Raw genomic sequence first — 23,025 nt, forward strand, 5'->3', positions numbered from 1 at the left:
GTTCGTATAGACACAATTAACACATCAATCTTATTAAAAAGACCCCCGCAAGCACGGGGGTAAAGACGGGTTGACCAAACCCTGGTTGCGTGACGCCTGTATTCAAATCAGTTGAATGTCGCATCCAGCGCGAACGTAATATCCTTGATCAAGTCATCTGGATCTTCCAGCCCAACAGAAAAACGCAAATGACCGTACTGGCGGAACTCTTCAGGGTACTTGTCAAAGCCACCCCGCCCTTCTGCGCCCACGTGCACGATCAGCGATTCGTCATGCCCTAATGAAACAGCCGATGTGATGATGCGCAGGTTCGAAACAAAGCGGTTCTGGGTGTCGGGATCGCCTTCTACTGCAAAGGCCATCACGGCCCCATACCCCTTGCCCGCAAATTGCCGACGCGCCAACTCGTGCTGCGGGTGGGAAGGCAAACCTGGGTAATAGACGTAGGCAATCCGATCGTCGCCTTCCAGAAACTGGGCCAACTTTTCGGCCGTGTTCAGCAACTGCGTCAAGCGCAATGGCAACGTGACTGAACCGCGCATAATCATCCACGCATTGAACGGGGAAATGGTCGCGCCTAGGTCAACCAATGCATCATTCTTGATCTTGTTGATCAACTGATTGGAGCCGATCACCACCCCACCCATGGCATCACCATGACCATTGATGTACTTGGTCAGTGAGTGAATGACGAAGTCGACACCGTGCTCACTGGCACGGAAAAAAGGAGGAGGAGTGAATGTCGCGTCCACAGAGATAAGCGCGCCATGCGCATGGGCAATCTCAGCCAGCGCTGCAATATCTGCGACTTTGGTGGTCGGGTTGGCGATCGTTTCGGTATGGATCAGCTTGGTATTGGGCCGAATGGCGTTACGCACCGACTCCAGGTCCCCGACGTCCACGAACGTTGCTTCAATACCGTAACGTTCAGGCAGGAGTTCTGCGAAAAGCCGCCAGACCGCCTGGTAGGTGATGTCGCTGACAATGACGTGGTCGCCACTTTTCAAAAATGAAAAAAACACCGAGTGCAAAGCCGCGACACCGGTCGCGAATACCACCGCGTCGCCACATCCCTCAAGGGCTGCGAGTTTCTTCTCAAGGCAGACTTGGTTGTGGCCTTGATTGCGCGTGTACACAAGACCATCCGGGCTGGACCAGTCCATGGTCGCCGGATCTTCAGGCAGGAGATAGGAGTTTGCCATGACCAATGGCGTGCGGACGGCGCCACTGGTGACATCCGCGACATTCCCGCCATGAACAGCCAGTGTCGCTGCAGATAATGTCGAAAGATTGTGCTTATCGGGGCGCATGTCGATTCCTCTTTATTGTTGTGTGATTCGTACTTGAGTCGAGCGAGTTGTTTAGCTTCCACTCACACCGTTAATACAAATGACCTTGGGTTGCGTCATATCCTCATAAGCGAAACGCACGCCCTCACGACCCATGCTCCCGTACTTGAAACCGCCGAAAGGCATTGCATCAAAGCGATAATCGGAAGAGTCGTTGATCATCACCCCGCCCGCCTCCAGTCGTTTAGCGGCAGTCATTGCAACGTTCAGATTGCTGGTGAAGATCCCGGCATGCAGGCTGTATTCGGGTTCGTTAGCCAGCGTCAATGCCTCATCCAGAGACGCAACGCTTTGAAGGATGACAACCGGACTGAACACTTCCTCGCACCACAACTTGCAATGGCGGTCGACGCCTTCCAGCACAGTGGGGGAATAGAGCGAACCAATGCGTGTATTACCAGACAACAAGGTGGCACCTTGGGCAATGGCGTCATTTACCACCTCTTCGGTACGCTTGGCTGACGCCTCGGTAATCATGGGCCCTACGTCCGTCTGCTCATCAGCAGGGTTGCCTACGATCAACTGCCGGGTCTTTTCAACAAAGCGCGTTTTGAAGACTTCGTAGAGAGGGGCCTCGATGAGGATCCGCTGAGTACCGATGCAGTTTTGACCTGCCGCCCAAAAAGCCCCTGACACGCAGGAGTCGACGGTTTCAGCCAAATCACAATCGGCCATCACGATGACTGGCGCATTACCGCCAAGGTCCATCGCCAGTTTCTTGAGGCCAGCTGTGCGAGCGATCTGCTCACCGGTGACAAAGCCGCCTGTGAACGACACCATGCGCACGGCACGGTGAGCAACCAGGGCCTTGCCCAACGCGGCGCCGCCTGTGGCGACAGTGACGACAACCGGAGGCAGGCCCGCGTCGATCAAGCACTCCACCAGCTTGATCGCTGATAGCGGTGTGAGCTCAGACGGCTTGAGAACAACCGCATTTCCCCCCGCAATGGCAGGCCCCAATTTATGGGCGACCAGATTAAGCGGGTCGTTGTAAGGCGTGATGGCGACGATGACGCCTAACGGTTCACGAGTGAACCACCCCTGACGGGATTCAGACCCGACATAGGCATCGAAAGGGATGACTTCACCGGCATTGCGCTTGGCTTCCTCGGCCGACAACTTCAAGGTGTTGACGCAGCGCAACACCTCCTTTCTCGCCTGTTTCAAGGTTTTGCCAGACTCAGCAACGATCAGTCTGGCAAAGGCGTCCTTATCACGCTCAACCGAGTGTGCGGCCTTCTCCAGAATGCGTGCGCGTTCATGCCGCGGTAAATCCTTGGCAATCCGGGCCCCCAGGATGGCGGTGTCGACTATCGTGGTAGCTGACGATGCAGGTATATCTGCCACTTCACCCACCTTGCTGCCGTCAAACGGGCTGAGCACCGTAATGGCGTTATAATCAGCAGCGAGCGAGAGACTCAAGCTATTCATGATTACTTACCTGACGTGGTTTTGTGGTTGTGAATGCTCACGATGTCGGCCAGTAAGGCAAAGGCGGTTTCAAAACGACCTGCCCCCGCCCCCACCACAGTGACGGGACCGAGAATGGCCGTGTTGAACGTGATTGCGTTGGTGGCTCCGCTGACTGCTGACAGCGCGTCACCGGATGGCAACAACTGAGGACTCACCGAGGCCGAAATCGAGCCATCGCTCCGTTTCTCTGCACTGCCAATCAGCTTCCAACGGGCATTCGCTTTCGTTGCCTCGGCGACATCCTTGGCCGTGATTTCAGAGATCCCTTTGCACAAGACATCGCTTGGTTTGAGTTTTGCGCCCAGTAGTTCATTGGCGAGGATGACGACCTTCAAGCGCACATCGTGCCCTTCTACATCCGCTGTTGGATCGGCTTCGGCATAACCCAACTCCTGGGCTTTTGCGACAGCACTCGAGAAGTCCAACCCCGTCTCCATGCTGGAGAGGACAAAGTTTGACGTGCCGTTGAGGATCCCTTTGAAGCCGGTGATTTCCGAGCCTGCCAGTGACTCCTTGGCCAAACGGATGACCGGGGTTCCGCTCATGACAGAACCTTCAAATTCAAAGCGGGCACCGGCACTATCGGCCAGCGCCTTCAAGCTTTGTGCATGCAACGCCACAGGCCCTTTGTTGGTGGTCACGACACTGACGCCCTTCTCCAACGCCCAGCGGCAGAAGGTAGTAGCCGGTTCACCATCCACAGGATTGGTGAAGGTTGCTTCAGCCACAATATCGGCACCTGAGAAACGGATGACGGTTTCGTTCGCCGGTTCAGCACTGCCGCCGGGTAGCGTCCTGAAGCCGCCTTCAGCAGCAGGCACTGCAGCCAATTCATGAGCATCCAAGCCGTCTTTGTTAATGATTGAGCCGAGGTAAAGGTCACTGATACCGACAATCTTCAACGTGAAACCTAACTCATCCGCCCAGCGCGAATTCTTATCGGCAATAAGCTGAGTCAGCGCGCGGTTAACGCCACCAAAACCAAGCAACGCAATTTTGTATTCAGTCACGACAGGGTTCTCATTGTTATGTTGTGGTGCTGAGATAGTAATCCGCCAACTTAACTTTACGAATATGGCAAACAGAACGTTGTTACGAGCAAAATGCTCACGCAACAACGCAACTTGCTACTTAGTGCTGGACAGCACAAAAGAGGTCACGGTGTTCAGGACACCCGGCAACGCCGAAATTTCACTCCATACCCTGTGGATACGATCTGCATTCATCGCCTGAACCGTCAGTACGATATCAAGGTCGCCACTCATCACATTGCAGGAAATGACTTCAGGCATTGCACCAACGGAGCGAACAACTTCTGAATCTCGCATACGGTCTTGACGATAAACGAAGATCAATGCATTAATGGGGCCTGCATCGGCTGAGGGCATACCTTTAATAATTGTGTAGCCTCGGACATAACCATCACGTTCCAGTCGCTCAATCCGCAGCCTGACTGCATTCCTGGACAAATTAACTTTTAGGGCAATATCGTTGTGGGCCAACCGTGCATTTCGGGTGAGTTCTTCCAAAATTTTTTCATCAACTTTATCTAAAACACGTTTCATCTCTGGCTCCGAACTTATAACGAGTGAGACTCCGTGTCTTTGGATAAGGCCTTGACCAGCGAGGTCAGCGCCCTGATGTCGTTAGCAATTGAAGTACAGTCTTGTTCGGCGACTGCAGGAGCACCGCCTGTATTCAGGTGGCCGACAATCTCCGACTTATGGGTTGCAGCGCCAATCTTCGACGGATGTGTCGTCGCCAGGCAAATCATGGGGATCAGCAAGCTGCGCCTGCTCGCACGTGCAGCGCGCAAGCCGATAGCGGTATTGGGGCTGACAAGATACCCACTCTGTGCAAAGACCTCATGAATACAACTGAATGCGTCCGCATCGTCCACAGCCAGTGAGTCAAACAATTTGCGCGCCTCCAACCATTCATCCTGCTCTAAGTGGATGGTGCCCTCGCCTTCTAACAACTGCATATTACGAGCTACTTTTTCTCCACATCGATTTAAAATACTCCACTGCAAGCGCTCAAAATTAGAGGCTAATGAAACATTCATAGTGGGCGTTCTGGTCGTACGAATCTCATTTCGACTGTACAGATTTGATTGGAGAAAGTTATGCAATCCGGCGTTAGCATTCGTGGCAACGATTAGCTGTCGGATGGGCAGCCCCATTTGCTTGGCAATATAACCAGCGTACAGGGCGCCAAAATTCCCAGTCGGCACACTGAAAGCAACCTCTCTTTTAGGCGCGCCGAGCTGAAGAGCGGAATAAAAATAGAAGGACAGGTGCGCGAGTATGCGAACCCAATGCACTGAGTTGAACGAAATAAGATACTGCTGCGCATCATTATTTTGTTTCAGGAACTGCTCACACAAACGATGACAATCAGAATAATCTCCGTCGACCGCAATGTTGACAACATTTCCTTCGTCCTTACTCAGTAAACGTCGGCGATCCTCCATGGTTAAACCCTTGGCGGGATGTAACACCAACACAGTAACGCCCTTCATTCCCGAAAATGCTTTTATTGCAGCAACCCCTGTATCTCCGCCTGTACAACCTACCATCAGCGTTTTCTTTCCAAACTTCAGCAAATCGTGATTGATAAAGCGAGACATCAATTGAAGGCCAAAGTCTTGATAGACGCCTGACGGCCCATGAAACAACTCGAGTATCCACTCGTTACTTGCTGTCTGGTACAGCGGTGTCACTGCGTTGCTTTTAAAACAATCAAAGGTCTCCTCAAGCATCCGGGACAGCTGACCTTGCTCGATCCAGCCCCCCAAAAATGGCTCGATCACATAGCGAGCCAATTCATGAAAGGGCAACCATTCGAGCTTTGAGAGTTCCTCCTTTTTGAAGCGAGGCACCTTGTGGGGCACGTACAAGCCACCGTCAGGCGCGTACGACCCCATCAGCACCTCGCTGAAATCGAATGTTCTACCAGGGGTCCGTGTGCTGACGTACTTCATGATCCAAGACACCCTCAAGCCATTTCCGAGCGGGCCACCTGCAAGGTGGGGCTCTGTTGGAGTTCAATGCGGCGGCGTTAATCGCCTTTGATGAAGCTTCATACCATTGACTATAAAAGTCAATATAGTGACTATTATATCTCGCCAACGGTATTCCGCTCCGTTGCACGCCCCCCCTTTGTCCCAGCTCCTGTGATGTGCCAAGGGCCGACGACGCTTAGAAAGACGCTTAGAAAATGGGAGAACGCCATGTGTGCCAAAAACCTGTTGCACTCGCTTTATCAGTACAAGGCATGGTCTGAGGAGGCGCTATTCCGGTGCTTGAAAGCACCCATTGCACAGTCCTTCCCTGTGGAAATGGAGAAGGCCTGTTATTGGCTCAGGCACATCAATATTGTGGACCAGTTGTTCATCGCCAGACTGCAAAGTAAACCGGAGGAATTTGACGACGTTGTCACTGAGCAAAGGCAAGACTTTCGTCAGCTGGAAGAGGCATTCACAAAGGCAAATCAGTGGTTTGTTGACTACACAAAATCAGTCACCGCAGCGGAGCTGTCTGACCCGGTGGCATTTATCTTCAAGGACGGCAAACCCGGCAACATGACCAAGGAGCAAATCCTTGCTCATGTACTTTCTCATGGCCTGCAGCATCGAGGCGCTGTTGGCACAATCCTGCCAAGGGACATTCTGGAGGGGCACCAGGATCATTTCACAACGTTTTTGAAGCTGTAGATATTGGGACTTCTGCCTCACCCACCAAGGGTGAGGCAGAACATCCCTGTCAACATTCAGCTCAATTCAAGCGCCTGAATCACCGCAGCAATTTGCTCTCGTCCTTCCCCGGCGATGGTTCTGAGCGGCAGGGGTAGACTCGGAGAGTGAGTAAACCCGAGAAGCTCCGCCGCTGTTGCTATCACTCGAAAGCTACCGCCAAATTGCCTGAACAAAGCCCAGAGCGGCTTCAACGATTCAGAAAGGCGCGCGGCTTCAGCGGCGTCCCCTGACAATGCAGCTCGCGTGATTGCGAGCGCTGTGTTGGGGAACAAACCGCCCATGACGGAGTACCAGGCATCGCAGCCGGCATTCATGCCAATAGCCGCTAACGCATCGCCGCTTATTCCGATCGTCACGTGGCTCGGAATCAATTTTCGCAGACGTACCACGCGCTCCCTGGCCAGGTGCGGCGCGTCGGGGACGCCCGGAATTTTGATTGATCTGACGTTGGGTAACTCCGCGATACGCCCATGTAACTCATCGGTAAAATCGAAATGGGTGGTACCCGGATTGTCATAGACACATAGCGGGACTGAGACGTTGGCCGAAACCATTTCGTACATCGAAAAAACATCGTCCTGAGTCAGTTTTTGATACGACACGGGTGGCAGCAATAAGGCTTTGACTCCCACGGCTTGCGCATCCTCGGCCAGCAGCAAAACGTCGCGTGTACGCAGCGCTCCGATGCTCACCATCACAGGCACACCCTCCGCCGCCTCTACCACCAACTGCGCAACTCGAGAACGTTCGGCGCGAGAAAGATACGCATAACTTCCGGTGGATCCGAGAGCCCCGATGGAATCTACTTTCGCCGCCACCAGTTGCTGCACAAGACGGGTAAAAGCATTTTCGTCCACCCCTCGCTCATTCATAGGTGTCAGAGGAAATGCACTAAGGCCGGTAAACATCGTCATCACTCCTTGCAGTGGCTTGTCGACTATTTGACCCCAAGACCAATCAGTGAGCTTTCGATCTGGACGCCTGGCATCATTTGCTGCAACCCTTCGATCAGCTTGTCCCCCGCTTCCGTCAAGGCTTCAAGCGGCATCGCCGGCAAGCTCTCCAAAATGAACCACATGCTCTTCGCGTCAGCACCGAGACGGGTTCTGACACCTTGCCGCCAATTCCAGCGACGGCAGGTCACGCCTTTGTCATCGCGCCAGACAACCTCGCCGGGGTCTGGATACTCGAAAGCAGGAGCGCCCTCTTTCATGGTGTCAAAAGGCTCGGTGCCATCGGCGACTACCAGCCGTGGGGAGCCCACATAGGCTTCAATGTTTTCCCCGCCAACAGGGATGGCGTACTCAATACTGATTGCGTTGTAGAGATCGACGATGGGATCCAGGCTCGGCAAGCTTCCGTCACGTAAAACCCGTTTACGTAGCGCCTCAGCTGAACAAGGCGTCCGCTGCGGCTTTGCGCCGAACTTTCGGAATGTCTCCGCCCATGCGGCCAGGTGCGCATCTCCCCAGCTTGGCCCACCTTCCTGCACGGCCTTGCAAGCGCGATCCAGCGCAGACTGAGCAACCTCAGGATGAATCAGCGGCGCAGCTCCCACCACAATGCTCAGGGCCCTGAACTCCGGAGCCAATTCTGCAACGGCTTGATCGATCAACGGCAGTACGGACAGCATCAAAAACCTCCAGGAACCTAAATGTCATTTAATGCTAGTCAGCGACGACCAATAAAGTCAATATAATGACCACTATCATCTAATATAACGGCTGAGCCGATTGACGCAGCTACTGATAAAGGCCGAAAATCCCAGCACCTTTTTCTAATGACCTTCATCAATGACCACCAATACCAGCCTGTCGACTACCTCTGGTGCTGACGCTCAAGCCGTCAGCCTGGCCGTCGCGCGCACTCTCAAACAGGCGCGCAAAGCAAAGAAGATCACGTTGGATGAGCTTTCCCGCCGCTCAGGGGTGAGCAAAGGAATGGTCGTCGAAATAGAGAAATGTACGGCGAACCCCAGTATCGGCATCCTTTGCAAAATCGCCGCCGCGCTTGGACTGTCTGTTGCAGACATCGTCAATGTGACCGAAGCCCCATCCGCCCATATCATCGACAGCCAAGACATCCCCACGCTCTGGACCGGTGACCTGGGAGGAACGGCGCGCCTCCTGGCGGGAACGTCCGGCCCTAATATGATCGAGCTGTGGCGTTGGGAAATGCATCCAGGCGAATCTTTCGCTTCACAGGGGCATCCTCAGGGCACGCTTGAACTGTTTCATGTGGAGAAAGGCACGCTGAAATGCGTGGTAGGGGAAACAGAGTTGGTCATCCCTGCGGGGAGTTCGGCAGTGGCGAAAACCGATGTACCTCATTCCTATTCCAACGCTGGCAGATCCAAGTTGGTGTTCACCATGTCCGTGACGGAGATGCATCAGTAGATACCGGCAGACTGGCAGCCAGTGAGCATATGTAAGGCGGGCGAACCAGCCAATTTCAAAAGGGCTGTGCCACCGAAAGCCATCAAGCCCCACGTAGCATCACCGCCAGGGCGCGCACTCGCAATTGTGAGTGCATCGCATGCAACTGGGGGCAAAACTGGGGGCATATTTGATTTTTTTCTGCCTGAAAACATTGTTCTAGAGCCCAGTCAAAATGTTTTTCGGGGCTCCTGAGAGCCTTTAATGCGAAATCGCGCACTTCACAATGCAAGATTGGCTCGCTAAAACGCCTCAAAGCTCGTGGTCACGTTCGATTCCCGACATGACGGCGGCCGCCCTTCGGACAGCCATAACGTTAAAACACAAAGCCATGCCCCAACTCCCCTTCCATCCAACCCAAAAATCGCCTGACTCTGGGAAAACTGGAGTGGGCCTTCGGGAACACTAAATGGTGGGCCGCTACCGGAGAGCTCAAAGCTTCGGGGGCGACCTCAACGAGCGAACCGCTGGCGAGGTATTTTTGCGCCAGCAGCGTGCTTTCCAGGGCAAATCCCAACCCGTGGCTCGCCGCTTCCAGGCTCATGTAGGATCGGTCAAAACTCAAGGCGTAGGGTTTTTCGGGGCGCGCCAGGCCATGCTGAGCGAACCACTCAGGCCATCTGAGCAAAGTCGCTTCGGAAAGGATCAGGTCTTCTACCAGAAGATCCACTGCGCTTTTTACCGCGCAGCGTGCGATCAGCTTGGGCGAGGCCAGCACAGCGAAGCTCTCGTTACGCACGGTGCGCACTTCATAGCTGGGCCAGTTGGGCCGGCCATGGCGAATATCGACATCGATCTTGTCCTGGCTGAAGTGCAGTGATTCATAGGAGCAAGATAAATTGATTTGGATGTCCGGGTTGGTCAAGCGAAATGACTCCAGCCGGGGCATCAGCCAGAGCAAGCCAAAACTGGGGGAGGAATGCAGCCGCAGGCAATCCAGGCTAACGTCACTCGCCGCCCGCTCGGTAGCGACCTCAAGGCTTTGCAACAAACCGGAAATGTCCTTCAAGTACTGCTCACCCACCGGTGTCAGCGTCACCCCACGCGCTGCCCGCACAAACAACTGTCGACCAATCATGACCTCCAGTTTGGCCAGTTGGTGGCTGATCGCCGACGGCGTGAGGTCCAGCACTTCGGCGGCTCTTGCCAGGTTGCCAAAACGCGCGGTTTGCTCGAAGGCTTGAATGGCTCTCAGCGGTGGCAGCTTGGATGAAGGGATATCGTCCTGGCGCATCAGTATTCAGCCTATGGTTTGGGGCTCGAACGGGGAGTGCCATTCAAGCATCTGCGGTCTGTATTGACGAGTGCTGAATTTTATTCATGTAGCAGTGACGTTTGCGTTATTGCTCGGCATGTCCACGGGGACCACTCTGAGCCATCGATCGCTGAATCGAACCATAAAAACAATCAGAGGTACCCCTCATGCTTCTTCAAGGCAAAGTCGCGATTATTACTGGCGCTGCATCCGAACGAGGTATCGGCCGTGCAACGGCTGTCACCTTCGCCAAACACGGCGCCCGCGTGGTCATTCTGGATCTCGACGAATCCGCCGCCAGTGACGCAGCGGCTACCCTCGGCGAAGGCCATCTGGGTCTGGCTGCCAACGTCGCCGACGAGGTGCAAGTCAAAGCAGCCGTCGCCAAGGTTATCGAGCACTACGGCCGTATCGACATACTCATCAACAATGCTGGCATCACGCAGCCGATCAAGACCCTGGACATTCGCCCGAGCGATTACGACAAGGTCCTGGATGTAAGCCTGCGCGGCACACTGTTGATGTCGCAGGCGGTCATTCCGGTGATGCGCACCCAGGCTTCGGGCAGCATCGTCTGCATGTCATCCGTATCGGCCCAGCGCGGCGGCGGCATTTTCGGTGGCCCGCACTACAGTGCAGCGAAAGCCGGTGTGCTCGGACTGGGCAAGGCCATGGCACGCGAATTTGGCGCGGACAACATTCGCGTCAACTCCATCACCCCAGGTTTGATCCACACTGACATCACCGGCGGCCTGATGCAGGATGAGCGACGCCACGCAATCATCGAAAGCATCCCGTTGGGCCGGCTTGGCGCAGCGCAGGATGTTGCCAATGCGGCGCTGTTTCTAGCCAGCGACTTGTCCTCCTACCTCACCGGCATCACGCTCGATGTAAACGGCGGCATGTTGATCCACTGACAACAGGTGTCACCACCGCTGTCCATTCAGTTCTGGATCGACGATACGTCGGGCTTCAGGCCCGGCGTTCTATAAAAACAAGAGATCAGACCATCATGATGACCACCATGACGCTCGACGCTGTGTCCACAGTACGCTCCAGCGCGTATCGCAAAACTGCCTGGCGATTGATGCCTTTCCTGATGCTGTGCTACCTGTGCGCTTACCTGGACCGGGTAAATGTCGGGTTTGCAAAGCTGCAGATGATGAACGACCTGTCCCTGAGCGAAACCGTATACGGGCTCGGCGCGGGCATGTTCTTTCTTGGTTATTTTCTCTGCGAAGTGCCAAGCAACCTCATCCTCCACAAGGTCGGTGCCCGTCGCTGGATCGCGCGCATCATGATTTCGTGGGGCATCATCTCCGCCCTCTTCGCCTTCGTAGAAACGGCCTGGCAGTTCTATACGCTGCGCTTTCTGCTCGGTATCGCCGAAGCCGGTCTCGCGCCGGGCTTGCTGCTCTACCTCACTTACTGGTTCCCCTCCTACCGCCGCGCAAAAATGACCGTGCTGTGGTTCATCGCGATCCCGCTCTCAGGAATGATCGGCGGGCCGCTCTCAGGCTACATCATGACCCATTTCGCAGGTTTTCAAGGCTGGGCGGGCTGGCAGTGGATGTTCGTGATCGAAGCCATTCCGACCGTCGTCGTTGGCCTGATGGTGCTGGCCTACCTCAAAGATGGCGTCCACCAGGCGACATGGCTCACCGATGAAGAAAAAACGCTGATCAGCAAAGAACTGGCCGAGGACAACAGCCGCAAAGTCACCCATGCATCGGTCGGGGCGTTCCTGCGGGACCGTCGCCTGTGGATTCTCGCCTGCATCTACTTTTGCGTGGTCATGGGCCAGTACGCGATCACCTTTTGGCTGCCGACGCTTATCCGTAACGCAGGCGTAGCCGATCCGATGCACATCGGCTTGCTCACCAGTCTCCCCTACCTGTGCGCCATCGTCGCGATGGTGCTGATGGGGCGTAGCGGCGACAAGCACCAGGAGCGCCGCTGGCACCTGGTCGGGCCAATGATTGCCGGCGCGCTGGGCCTCACGTTGGCGGCGGTGTTCGGCACCAACCTGATGCTGTCGGTGTTGTGCCTGTGCCTTGCAGCAGCAGGCGTGCTGTCGGCGTCGTCACTGTTCTGGATGCTGCCTACCACATTGCTCGGTGGCGTCTCCGCCGCTGCGGGGATCGCCGGCATCAACAGCTTTGCCAATCTCGCGGGGTTCTGCTCGCCCTACCTGATTGGTTGGATCACCACCACAACCGGTTCGAGCGCCATCGGCATGTACCTGATTACCGGTGTGCTGTGCATCGGTGCCTGTCTGGTGCTGCGTATTCCTGCCGCTTCGGTCAATCGTTGAGTTAACGGAGAACTCCATGACTGTCACATTATCTCGCGTCTCGTCCACCACTCTGGTGCAGCGCGCCCATAACATTCGCCGCCATGCCTTGCGCATGGGGCAAGTCCAGGGCCAGGGCTATGTTGGTCAGGCGCTGGGCGCGGCAGACTTGCTGGCCGTGTCGTACTTTCATGCCTTGAACTACAAGCCCGATAACCCCGAGTGGGAACAGCGTGATCGCTTTTACCTCTCCATCGGCCACTACGCGATCGCACTGTATGCGGCGCTGATCGAGGCTGAAATCATTCCACTGGATGAACTTGAAACCTACGGTTCGGATGACAGCCGCCTGCCCATGTCCGGCATGGCCGCGTACACCCCCGGCATGGAAATCACCGGTGGTTCGCTGGGCCAGGGACTGGGTATCGCGGTGGGCGCCTGCCTGGGTTTGAAGCGCAAGCAATCCGCCTCATTCGTTTACAACCTGCTATCGGATGGCGAGCTGAATGAGGGCTCCACCTGGGAGGCGGTGATGTCCGCTTCGCACTGGAAACTCGACAACCTGATCGCCATCGTCGACGTCAATAACCAGCAAGCCGACGGACACTCCAGCGAGGTGCTGGCATTTGAACCCATCGTTGACCGATGGCAAGCCTTTGGCTGGTTCACCCAGCGGGTAGACGGCAACGACCTGGACGCCTTGGTCAAGGCGTTCGACGCGGCCCGCAGCCATCCCGCCGCACAACCGCGCGTCATCATCTGCGATACCAAGATGGGCAAAGGCGTGCCGTTCCTGGAAACCCGTGAGAAGACTCACTTCATCCGCGTGGACGAGCATGAATGGGATGTGGCCCTGAACAACCTCGAAGAAGGCAAGACCCTATGAGCAACGCAACCAACACGACGGCTCAGGCGCCCGAGGCGCCGAAGAAAAAGCTGACAACCTCCGCGATGATTGCTTCGATTGCCGCTGAAGGTCAGGCCACCAAATCGGCGCCCTTTGGCCACGCATTGGCCGCCCTCGCAGACCAGCGCCAGGATATCGTGGGCTTATCGGCTGACTTGTCCAAATACACCGACCTGCACATTTTTGCCAAGGCGCACCCAGAGCGTTTCTACCAGATGGGCATGGCTGAGCAACTGTTGATGAGCGCGGCAGCGGGCATGGCTCGGGAGGGGTTCGTGCCCTTCGCGACCACTTACGCGGTGTTTGCCTCGCGCCGGGCCTATGACTTCATCTGCATGGCGATTGCCGAGGAAAACCTCAACGTCAAAATCGTCTGCGGCCTGCCTGGACTGACCACCGGGTACGGCCCCAGTCACCAGGCAACGGATGATTTGGCAATCTTCCGGGCCATGCCGAACCTGATGATCGTCGACCCCTGCGATGCCCTGGAAATCGAACAGGCAGTACCCGCCATTGCCGCGCATCAAGGGCCAGTCTACATGCGGTTACTGCGCGGCAACGTACCGCTGGTGCTCGATGAATATGGCTATAAATTCGAGATCGGCAAAGCCAAGACCCTGCGTACGGGCAATGAGGTTTTAATCATTTCCACCGGCTTGATGACAATGCGCGCCCTGGAAGCCGCCAAGGAACTTCAGGCTGATGGCGTGGATGTCGCGGTGCTTCACGTTCCCACCATCAAGCCCCTGGATGAGCAGACTATTCTGGCTGAGGCCAGGAAGCCGGGGCGATTGGTAGTGACTGCCGAAAACCACTCCATCATTGGCGGACTGGGCGAAGCGGTGGCAACCGTGCTGTTGCGCAATGGGGTCACGCCGACGTTCAGGCAAATAGCGCTGCCGGACGCGTTTCTCGATGCTGGCGCGCTGCCGACGTTGCATGATCGCTACGGTATTTCCACCCAGGCTTTGCGCGCGCAGATCAAGGGTTGGTTATAGGGTTTAACCTGCAGGGGGCTGACTCAGCCCCCTGCAAGGGGGCATCCCCTTTTCGAGAAAGATACACATAACTTCCGGTGGACCCGAGAGCCCCAATGGAATCTACTTTCGCCGTCACCAGTTGCTGCACAAGACGGGTAAACGCATTTTCGTCCACACCCTGATCATTCATAGGTGTCAGGGGAAATGCACCAAGGCGAATCTTTCGCTTCACAGGGGGCATCCCTCAGGGCACGCTTGAACTGTTTCATGTGGAAAAAGGCACGCTGAAATGCTTGGTAGGGGAAACGGAGCTAGTCATCCCGGCGGAAAGCTCTGCAGTGGCTAAGACCGACGTACCACATTCCTATTCCAACGCAGGCAGATCCAAGTTGGTGTTCACCATGTCCGTGACGGAGATGCATCAGTAGAACACCCATCAGGCATCCTGTATGGCAGGCCAAACAGCCCATTTAAAAAGGGCTGTGCCACCGAGAGTCACCAGGTTCCACGCAGGATCACTGCCAGGGCGCGAGCTCGCAATTGCTCGTGCATTGCATGCGACAGGGGGAGCACAGTCTTTTTTCCCGGCTTGAATCGCTAGCGCCAATCCAGATAACGAAACAGCTCCTCCTCTTGTTCAAAGTGCAGTTGCACCAAGGTGTCCAGGCGGATCAGTTGATGCTGGATCTCATCGGCAGTTGCCGTGGCGGGGGCGCAACTGAAGTCGTCACTCATGCGTGCCAGCAAATGAATCAGGCGAAAAATCTCCCGGTGGACGTGGCTCATGGCCGATAGCGGGTCCTCACCTGTCATGTTTCGCACCAGCAGTGGATACAGTGTCTGTTCATCTTCGCGCTCATGCTGCGCCAGTGAGGTCTGCAGGTGGTTGACCAACTCCGACAGGTCAGTCCGCGCCTGCTCAGGCGGTCGTCGGGCAAAGTCGTTGGCCAGTCGATGCAGATCGCTCAGTAGAGCACCGAGTTGCTGGTGTTCAGCTTGCAGGTGATCAATATGCTCAGCGGCCAGCTTTCTTTTCCCCTGCGCCCAGAACGGCCCCAAGGCGCGCAAGGCGTTGACGATGATCACCACGTCGATGCCCTCCTGCACCACGGCACCGATCAACGGCGGTAGATAACCGAGGGCCGCCAGCGCCATGGCCAGCAAGGACATTCCCATCCCTACCAGCACGCCTTGGCGGGCGATAAAACGGGTATGCCGGGCGATGTCCAATGCCTCGACCAGACGATCGAGGCGATCGACCAGCAACACAACACCCGCCGCTTGTGCAGAAGCGGTGGCACCGCTGGCTCCCATCGCCACGCCAACGTTGGCCGCCGCCAGCGCGGGGGCGTCGTTGATGCCATCACCGACCATCAATGTGCTGGCGCGCTGGCAACCCTGCTGTACAGCCTGCACTTTGTCCTCGGGGGTCAACCCGGCACGCAGTTCATCTATCCCGGCGGACAGGGCAATCATTTCGGCAGTTTCCAGGCGATCCCCGGTGAGCATGACGATCCGTTCAATCCCTCTATTGCGCAGTCGACGCAGGGTTTGCGGGGTTTCGCGCCGAACCGTGTCGAGGAAGACCAGCAGGCCAGCGAGCTCGCCATCCACTGCGATGAAGCTTGCGCTGCATGCCTGGTAATCCATGTGGCGCAGCATGGTGGTGGCCCAGTCGGTCACAGGCGCATCGTTACTGGCAAACGCCAACGTGCCAAAACGCACCTGTACGCCGTCGACCTGCCCAGACAGCCCTGCACCGGGACTCTCCTCTACCCCTTGCGGGACGCAGAGCTGCAGTTTGCGCTGATGCGCCGCGTCGACGATGGCCTGGGAGATGGGGTGCGTCGAAGCCTGCGCGAGCGAAGCGGCGAGGCCAAGCAGGCGTTGCGGATCGATGGGGCCGTTCGTCTCGATCGACTGCAAGCGGGCATGCCCGCTGGTCAAGGTGCCGGTCTTGTCGAGGAATATCTGTTTAATGCCGGCCAGCGCTTCCAGGGTCACGCCATCCTTGATCAGTATTCCGCGTCGCGCCGCCCGCGAGATACCGGACATGATGGCAATCGGCACCGCCAGTATCAAAGGGCACGGCGTGGCCACTACCAAAACCGCCAGTGCCCGCAAGGCATCGCCGCTCATGTACCAAGCCGTGGCTGCCATCAGCAACGTCAAGGGGATGAAGAACAACGCATAACGGTCAGCCAGGCGTACGAAAGGCGCACGGGAACGGCGTGCCGCCTCGGCCAGGCGCACGATCCCGGCGTAGGTGCTTTGCGCCGCCGTGCGTGTGGTGATGAGCAGGATTGACGCACCGACATTGGAAACCCCGCTGGACAGGTGTTCGCCTTCCCGGCGCGTCTGGGGTAACGATTCGCCGCTGAGCGCCGACTCGTCGAGAACCGCCACAGGGCTCAGCAAGCGACCATCAACCGGAATCACTTCCCCCAGCCGCACCAGTAATGTTTGATTGGGCTGGACCTGCTCAACGGGGATTTTGCGTAAGCCGCTCTCCTCCTGCACCCAAGCAAAACGTGGTGCCCGATCGATCAGCGCACTGAGCTCCCGCTCGGCACGTTGCCGGGTGAAGAACTCCAGGATTCGGCCGCTCGCCAGCATCAAGGCAATCAGCGCTGCTACCAGGGCCTGCCCAAAGACCAGAGCCGCGGTGATCGACAGCAGGGCGATCAGGTCGACACCGCTCTCGCGCCGGGCCAGGCGCTTCAGGATTTCAACCAGCAGGACCCCAGACATTACCAGGCTGCCCGCCGCCCAGCATATCGACGCCCATTCGGGTTGCTGCGCAACATGCGCAACGGCCCCCGCCAGCAGCGTCAGAGCGGTGAACAGCAAAAGAACGGGGTCCAGCCATTTATCGAGCATAAGAAAAACTTCCTCAAAAACGATTGGCCTGCCTCGTTGTGCGAATCCTGGCGGCGCGCCCAGGGCTCGCCCCGCTTTCGTGTCGTTGCCCGTCGGGACATGACCCTTACCCTATCGATCCTAGCGATCAACGGCCAGCGAGCACTGTTACCCACTTGACCTAGCTCAATGTCTTGACGCTGACCGAGGGTAAAAAAGAGGAACGGGCAAATCCTGCCCCTTCTACCGAGGACATCGTCATGAGCGACCTGAGCCTGCGCAACACCATCCTGGAAGAGCTTGAATTCCAGCCCGGTATCGATGCCGCCGACATTGGCGTTGCCGTACACGATGGGGTTGTCACCCTGACTGGCCACGTCAGCGACTACGCCCAGAAAGTCAGTGCCGAACGTGCCGTCAAGGCAGTAAAGGGCGTGCGCGCAGTGGCCGAAGAACTCCAGGTAAGACTGAACAAGGTGGCCGGCACAACGGATGACGCCATCGCCACTCGCGCGCTGCACATCATTGATTGGAGTTCCGATCTTCCAATAGGCGCCGTCAAGGTGATCGTGGAGAACGGCTGGATCAGCCTGGAAGGCCAGGTGGACTGGCAGTACCAGAAGGAAACGGCAGAACGGGCCGTACGCAAGCTTTCGGGCGTGGTCGGCGTGGACAACCGACTCACGCTTCGTCCCCAGGTGGCCGTGGCCGATATCCAGAGGCGCATTGAAGAAGCGCTCAAGCGCAATGCCGAAATCGACGCCAAGGCGATTCAAATCAAGGTCGAAGGCAGTGTGGTCAAGCTTGAAGGCAGAGTGCATCTGTGGCGTGAACGTCAGATCGCGGAACGGGCCGCCTGGTCTGTACCGGGGGTCAACAAGGTGGAAGATCATTTGCTGATCGCCTGAAACTGTAGCCCGTAAGAACCCCTTGGCCCCTGCAACGCTGTCACTTAAGCAAGTAGCTGAATCTACTCTTGAACTGAACAGCATCACCTTTTCTCAGGGTTTTTTGATATTCCGCCTGCGTGCTCAACTTTGAGGGATGACGTTCATGAACTCACCTTCGCAAAAACTGATGGAAAAGCTCTACGGTCGGCAATATCACGTTGATAGAGCCCACATAGCCCCTTTGCTGCGTCAATACGCTGAACCACTGCCGGACCTGGACTCACCCGGCTTTGCCGAACTGTTCAATCGCTACGCCGACGCGCGCGTGGTGTTGATCGGCGAGGCGAGCCATGGAACCAGCGAATTCTATCGAGCCAGGGCGGCGATTACCCAACGGCTGATCGAGCATCACGGATTCAATATCGTGGCGGTTGAGGCCGACTGGCCGGATGCCGGTCATGTCGACCAGTACGTCCGGGGGCTGGCGCATTCGGCGTGGAAACGCCACATCTTCAGCAGGTTCCCGACCTGGATGTGGCGCAACAGCGAAGTCAAGGCATTCACCCGTTGGCTGCATGGACACAATCACCCCCTGGCTGCCGAACAACGAGTCGAGTTCCGTGGCCTGGACGTCTACAGTCTGCGCAACTCCATTCATGAGGTGCTGAGCTATTTGGAACGGGTCGATCCGCATCTGGCCCATGAAGCCCGGCGACGCTATGGTTGCTTGACTCCGTGGCAGGATGATCCCGCGTTGTATGGTCATTTTGTCGAGCGCGACGGTGTAATGCCCTGCGAACAAGCGGTGGTCGAGCAGCTCAACGTCATGCTGGCCGAGCAATTGGCCGGGCTCATCCGCGACGACGAAGCGTTCTTCAACGCGACGCAGAACGCCAGGGTGGTGGTGGCGGCGGAACAGTATTACCGCGCGGTTTATCGAGGATCGACGCTCTCCTGGAACCTGCGGGACCGACACATGTTCGAGACGTTGCGTGCCTTACTCGAACATCGAGGGCCGCATGCCAAGGCAGTGGTTTGGGCGCACAACTCCCATATCGGCAATGCAGGCGCCACGGAAATGGGTTGGAAGGGGCAGTTCAACATCGGTCAACTGTGCCGTAGCACCTATGGGCGTGACGCCGTCTTGATCGGCATGGCCACCGACAGCGGCCAGGTGGCTGCCGCCGATGACTGGGACGGTGAGATGCGGATCAAGGACATTCGCCCTTCCCGGCCGGACAGCTGGGAACATCAGTTCCTCAAAGCCGGGGTTGCGGCGTCCCTGACCGATTGGCGAGATCCGCAGCGAAAAGAACTGCGACGCGTGTTGTCCACCCCTTTGCTGGAACGGGCCATCGGGGTGATTTACCGCCCCGAGAGCGAGCGTTTCAGTCACTACTTCGAGTCGGTACTGGCCGAACAATTCGATGCCATGATCTGGTTCGAGCAAACCAGGCCGGTCACGGCGCTGCCCCTGCCGCAAAACCAGCAACTGGAACTGGAGGACGAAACCTATCCGTTTGGCGTATGAGGAGGTAGGCAGTTTGTTGAGGGCTTGGAAACCAGCAGGTATTTCTCAAACCAGTCGCCGGCAAGCCTGGCGACTTCCTCCAAGGTGCCGGGCTCTTCGAAAAGATGCGTGGCACCCGCCACGACTTCCAATGCCTGCTCACACCGAAGGACCCGGCGAATCTGGTCATTCAAGCCCAACACCAGTGGGTCTTGTGCACCGACAATTTGCAAGGTCGGCGCCTCCACCCTGACCAACGCCGGCCCCGCCAGGTCGGTTCGCCCTCCCCGGCTGACCACTGCCGCGACCGCATCCACGCGCTCGGCAGCCGCCACCATAGCCGCTGCTGCGCCGGTACTGGCGCCAAACAGACCGATTCGCAGCGCGCGCAGGTCAGGGTCGCGGCGGGCCCAGTCAATCACATGGATCAGTCGCCTGGCCAACAAGGGAATATCGAAACGCAACTCCCCGGTCAGATTGTCCATGCGCTGCTCCGGCCCGGTGAGCAGGTCGAACAACAGCGACCCCAGGCCACGACGGGCCAGGACATTGGCCACGTATTGATTACGCGGGCTGGCGCGACCACTGCCACTGCCATGTACGAAGATCACCAGGGCGCGGGTGTTCGCCGGCAAACGCAGATCGGCCGATAACTCCACGCCTGGCAGGTCGATGGATAGAGACTGAGGTTCAAGCATCAACATGCTCCGTCGTGCAACCGCTCGACGCTTCCCGCTGCCAGGCCTGGTGCATGAGATCGATGACTTCTTCGTCCGAAGTCTGGGCAAAATTCAAATACCAATAACCGATCGACATCATCCACTCGGGAATGAGCGGGCAAATCACTTCATTCACTTCGCTGCGCAAAACCTCGACCGTTTCCAGCGGAGCAACCGGCACCGCGACAACGATGCGCGCCGGGGACTGCACGCGTACCGCATGGACCGCAGCCATCATGGAGGAGCCGGTTGCCAGGCCGTCGTCGACCAGGATCACGACCTGGTCCTTGAGCTGCAACGGCGGGCGGGCTCCTCGATAAACCTGTTCGCGCCGGGACAATTCCTGCGTTTCCCGGGCGACCACGGCCTCGAAACTGGCGCGGTCGATCGGGTGCACCCGCAGCGCGTCGTCATTGAGGATTTGTATGCCACCGCTGGCAATGGCGCCCATGGCGAACTCCGGGTGCGATGGGATGCCAAGCTTGCGCACCAACATCAGGTCCAGGCGAACATTCAGGGCGGTAGCGACTTCATAAGCCACCGGGACGCCACCACGGGGCAAGGCGAGGACGATGACGTCAGGTCTGTTGGCGTATTTGAGCAAGGGCTCCACCAGTCGTCGACCGGCCTCGGTGCGGTTCGGCAAAGTGGTTTGCAATGAGGGGCTCTGAATCATGGGAACCTCCTGAGGCAATGATGCCTGTCGCTTCGTTATGGACGATCCTGGCCGCACTAGATGGCTAGAACGCTGCAAGGCACCTGGTAGAGGGTATGTTCCGTCGTGCTGCCCAAAAGCTTTTCCAGGCCATGGGACTGGACCCTGCCCATCACAATCACATCCATATGCTGCTCATCGGCGAACGCACTCAACACCGCCACAGGGTGCCCTTCAATGAAATGACGTCGCTCAGCAGCCACGCCATATCGGTCAGCCAGGTCGAAAAAGGATGTTTCATGTTCTTTGCGCAACTGCGCGCCGAGGTCCGAGAGCGTTAGACCGCCGCCACCCATATCGCCCATGTACACCATCGAGATGTCGCAGGCGTACAGCAAGTGCAACTCGGCATCACATTGGATGGCGAGCCCGCATGCCTGCTGGATGATCCGCTCATTGAGCTCGTTGTCCCGTGCCAGGGTATTGGACGCATCGACCGCCGCCACGACCTTGCGCGGCAAGGGCAGGTTACCTTCACTCAGCAGGTACACCGGTACCGGGCAGTGACGCAGCAAGCGCCAGTCCAGCGGGGTGAGAAAGGCCCGCTTGAACGCTGATTCGTGCTGCACCTGCTTGATCAGCAGGTCAGGCTGCATTTCGGCGACGTGATCGAGGATGTCTTGCTGCATATCATCGGCCCAGGTCACCTCCGTCGTCACGTCGATGCCTGTGTCGCGCAGGTGATTCGCCTGGTTCTTGAGCCAATCGCGATGGTCTTGCAGGTAGCCTTCGCGCGCCTGTTCCCGGTCACCTTCTTCAAGCAGTGACAACAGTTTCCAGGAAGGGATCAAGGCGGCGATGTGCAAGCTCGCACCGCTGGCCTTGGCCAAGGCTGCGGCGTGTCCCAAGGCATGGGAGTGGCGCAGGGCCGGGTTGATGATCAGCAATAACCGTTGATACTGGCTCATGATCGGACTCCATGGAACTTGCACGTTTGTCTCTGCCTGCCACGGCGGGCCACTGGCGTATCTGCCGCTGCAACGGGCACCTTCGTTGTAGATCCACCATCCTCTGTCAGGGCACCCGTGGCGTTGATATATATCAATTACTTTCGTCGGCCGGGCATTCAACGACGCATGCGCGTTGGGAGGGGTGGCGGTTCGCCCTCGTCAATGACCGGTCTTTGTTTGGACCGCGATTGATCAATGTCAATCTCGTCAATGACAACCGGATTAACTTGATTGGAAACCCAGGCACAACGGTGCAGTGCCTGGGTACCTGACCCATGGTTTACCGACAGGAGAAAGGCGATGACGGTCCTACTGGCAAGTCAGCGGGTGCGCCTGTATGACAGCAACGAGCTGGATGACGTACTGCAGGCAATGGCGCGCAAGGCCGCGACTCTCCTGCCCCCGACTCACGCGGCACTGATTGGTATCCAGCGCCGGGGCGAACCACTGGCGCAACGGTTGCGCGAGTACATTGCGCATCGGACCGGCCAGCCGCAATTGCCTCTTTACCCGCTCCGGGTCAAGCGCTACGCCGACGACCTGCAAGTGCTGCATACCTACACCCAATTGACCGAAAACCCGGCCCTGGGCGGTCTCGACCTGGCCAATACCACCTTGCTGGTGGTCGACGATGTGCTCTTCGAAGGCCATTCGCTCTTGCGCACTTGCGCCTACCTGGCGCAACTGGGGGCTCGTCGCGTCCATACCGCCGTACTGGTGGACCGGCATATCTGCCAGCAACCGATTCGGGCCGACATTGTTGGCATACATTTGCAGGTCGCCGCCGATGACATCGTCGAATGCCATGTGCCGCCCTTCGAAGAGGAGTATTGCATTGAGGTGGTGCGCCATGGCGCGGCCCGTTGAGGATGCGCTCGATCAAGGCCGGCGAGCCAGGCAGGCTCGCAATGGCAAAAATGCACATGGATACGT

General features: G+C 57.3%; 21 protein-coding genes. 9 read left to right on the forward strand and 12 right to left on the reverse strand.

Annotation, left to right across the window (positions count from 1 at the left end):
• Positions 1-107 precede the first annotated feature (107 nt).
• From KI235_RS16365 to thrC, 5 genes are all read right to left on the reverse strand, one after another.
• The gene (locus tag KI235_RS16365) at positions 108-1,310 is read right to left on the reverse strand and encodes an aminotransferase class I/II-fold pyridoxal phosphate-dependent enzyme (RefSeq protein ID WP_013693449.1); all 1,203 of its coding nucleotides are present in this window, start codon (positions 1,308-1,310) and stop codon (positions 108-110) included.
• Positions 1,311-1,361: 51 nt separating this feature from the next.
• A complete protein-coding gene (locus KI235_RS16370; protein WP_013693450.1) occupies positions 1,362-2,780 on the reverse strand; it encodes an aldehyde dehydrogenase family protein in 1,419 nt (472 codons plus the stop codon).
• 2 nt (positions 2,781-2,782) lie between these two features.
• Positions 2,783-3,832, reverse strand: coding sequence for a homoserine dehydrogenase (locus KI235_RS16375; protein WP_212795161.1), 1,050 nt, complete (start codon positions 3,830-3,832; stop codon positions 2,783-2,785).
• A 117-nt stretch (positions 3,833-3,949) separates the two neighbouring features.
• On the reverse strand, positions 3,950-4,387 hold the full coding sequence (locus KI235_RS16380) for an Lrp/AsnC family transcriptional regulator (RefSeq protein WP_003202213.1): 438 nt from the start codon (positions 4,385-4,387) through the stop codon (positions 3,950-3,952).
• A gap of 14 nt (positions 4,388-4,401) precedes the next feature.
• Positions 4,402-5,805 (reverse strand): threonine synthase, encoded by a 1,404-nt coding sequence (gene thrC / locus KI235_RS16385; RefSeq protein WP_014338220.1) that lies wholly within the window; start codon positions 5,803-5,805, stop codon positions 4,402-4,404.
• A gap of 249 nt (positions 5,806-6,054) precedes the next feature.
• Here thrC and KI235_RS16390 point away from each other — a divergent pair, with 249 nt between their 5' ends.
• Entirely contained in the window at positions 6,055-6,537 is a 483-nt protein-coding gene (locus tag KI235_RS16390; RefSeq protein ID WP_212795162.1) for a DinB family protein, read from the forward strand.
• Between the two features lie 56 nt (positions 6,538-6,593).
• Here KI235_RS16390 and KI235_RS16395 read toward each other — a convergent pair whose 3' ends face one another.
• Both KI235_RS16395 and KI235_RS16400 read right to left on the reverse strand, forming a co-directional pair.
• The gene (locus KI235_RS16395; protein ID WP_013693452.1) at positions 6,594-7,487 is read right to left on the reverse strand and encodes a dihydrodipicolinate synthase family protein; all 894 of its coding nucleotides are present in this window, start codon (positions 7,485-7,487) and stop codon (positions 6,594-6,596) included.
• 29 nt (positions 7,488-7,516) lie between these two features.
• Positions 7,517-8,212 carry a B3/4 domain-containing protein gene (locus KI235_RS16400; RefSeq protein ID WP_003202221.1) on the reverse strand — a complete coding sequence of 232 codons (696 nt, stop codon included), beginning with the start codon at positions 8,210-8,212 and terminating at the stop codon, positions 7,517-7,519.
• A 160-nt stretch (positions 8,213-8,372) separates the two neighbouring features.
• Between KI235_RS16400 and KI235_RS16405 the strand changes: the two genes are divergently transcribed.
• Positions 8,373-8,975 carry an XRE family transcriptional regulator gene (locus KI235_RS16405; protein WP_003202223.1) on the forward strand — a complete coding sequence of 201 codons (603 nt, stop codon included), beginning with the start codon at positions 8,373-8,375 and terminating at the stop codon, positions 8,973-8,975.
• A 355-nt stretch (positions 8,976-9,330) separates the two neighbouring features.
• On the opposite strand, the gene KI235_RS16410 is transcribed toward KI235_RS16405, so the two are convergent.
• Positions 9,331-10,248, reverse strand: coding sequence for a LysR substrate-binding domain-containing protein (locus tag KI235_RS16410; protein WP_003202225.1), 918 nt, complete (start codon positions 10,246-10,248; stop codon positions 9,331-9,333).
• A 188-nt stretch (positions 10,249-10,436) separates the two neighbouring features.
• Between KI235_RS16410 and KI235_RS16415 the strand changes: the two genes are divergently transcribed.
• The 4 genes from KI235_RS16415 (at position 10,437) to KI235_RS16430 (ending at position 14,467) form a co-directional block, all read left to right on the forward strand.
• Complete coding sequence (locus tag KI235_RS16415; protein WP_003202227.1) at positions 10,437-11,186, forward strand: SDR family NAD(P)-dependent oxidoreductase; 750 nt, start codon at positions 10,437-10,439, stop codon at positions 11,184-11,186.
• A 95-nt stretch (positions 11,187-11,281) separates the two neighbouring features.
• A complete protein-coding gene (locus KI235_RS16420; protein ID WP_212795163.1) occupies positions 11,282-12,583 on the forward strand; it encodes an MFS transporter in 1,302 nt (433 codons plus the stop codon).
• A 16-nt stretch (positions 12,584-12,599) separates the two neighbouring features.
• Positions 12,600-13,448 carry a transketolase gene (locus tag KI235_RS16425; RefSeq protein WP_003202231.1) on the forward strand — a complete coding sequence of 283 codons (849 nt, stop codon included), beginning with the start codon at positions 12,600-12,602 and terminating at the stop codon, positions 13,446-13,448.
• Positions 13,445-14,467 (forward strand): transketolase family protein, encoded by a 1,023-nt coding sequence (locus KI235_RS16430; protein WP_003202233.1) that lies wholly within the window; start codon positions 13,445-13,447, stop codon positions 14,465-14,467. Before KI235_RS16425 ends, KI235_RS16430 begins: the two co-directional genes overlap by 4 nt.
• Positions 14,468-15,046: 579 nt before the next feature.
• Here KI235_RS16430 and KI235_RS16435 read toward each other — a convergent pair.
• Positions 15,047-17,329, reverse strand: coding sequence for a heavy metal translocating P-type ATPase (locus tag KI235_RS16435; RefSeq protein ID WP_039012117.1), 2,283 nt, complete (start codon positions 17,327-17,329; stop codon positions 15,047-15,049).
• A 239-nt stretch (positions 17,330-17,568) separates the two neighbouring features.
• Here KI235_RS16435 and KI235_RS16440 point away from each other — a divergent pair, with 239 nt between their 5' ends.
• Together KI235_RS16440 and KI235_RS16445 are read left to right on the forward strand one after the other, a co-directional pair.
• Positions 17,569-18,216: a BON domain-containing protein gene (locus tag KI235_RS16440; protein WP_003202237.1), complete on the forward strand. Its 648-nt coding sequence runs from the start codon at positions 17,569-17,571 to the stop codon at positions 18,214-18,216.
• A 145-nt stretch (positions 18,217-18,361) separates the two neighbouring features.
• Complete coding sequence (locus tag KI235_RS16445; RefSeq protein WP_212795164.1) at positions 18,362-19,729, forward strand: erythromycin esterase family protein; 1,368 nt, start codon at positions 18,362-18,364, stop codon at positions 19,727-19,729.
• On the opposite strand, the gene KI235_RS16450 is transcribed toward KI235_RS16445, so the two are convergent.
• Genes KI235_RS16450 through KI235_RS16460 form a run of 3 tightly spaced genes read right to left on the reverse strand, consistent with a single transcriptional unit; the run spans position 19,711 to position 22,050 of the window.
• Entirely contained in the window at positions 19,711-20,406 is a 696-nt protein-coding gene (locus KI235_RS16450; protein ID WP_028236823.1) for an alpha/beta family hydrolase, read from the reverse strand. The genes KI235_RS16445 and KI235_RS16450 overlap by 19 nt on opposite strands.
• On the reverse strand, positions 20,399-21,103 hold the full coding sequence (locus KI235_RS16455) for a phosphoribosyltransferase (RefSeq protein ID WP_003202241.1): 705 nt from the start codon (positions 21,101-21,103) through the stop codon (positions 20,399-20,401). Before KI235_RS16455 ends, KI235_RS16450 begins: the two co-directional genes overlap by 8 nt.
• Before the next feature lie 56 nt (positions 21,104-21,159).
• Entirely contained in the window at positions 21,160-22,050 is an 891-nt protein-coding gene (locus KI235_RS16460; RefSeq protein WP_013693456.1) for a universal stress protein, read from the reverse strand.
• Positions 22,051-22,392: 342 nt separating this feature from the next.
• On the opposite strand from KI235_RS16460, the gene KI235_RS16465 reads away from it, so the two are divergent.
• Positions 22,393-22,959 (forward strand): phosphoribosyltransferase family protein, encoded by a 567-nt coding sequence (locus KI235_RS16465; RefSeq protein ID WP_003202245.1) that lies wholly within the window; start codon positions 22,393-22,395, stop codon positions 22,957-22,959.
• The last annotated feature ends 66 nt before the right edge of the window (positions 22,960-23,025 follow it).

The sequence above is a fragment of the Pseudomonas sp. St386 genome (assembly GCF_018325865.1).
GTDB classification, from domain to species: Bacteria; Pseudomonadota; Gammaproteobacteria; order Pseudomonadales; family Pseudomonadaceae; genus Aquipseudomonas; species Aquipseudomonas brassicacearum.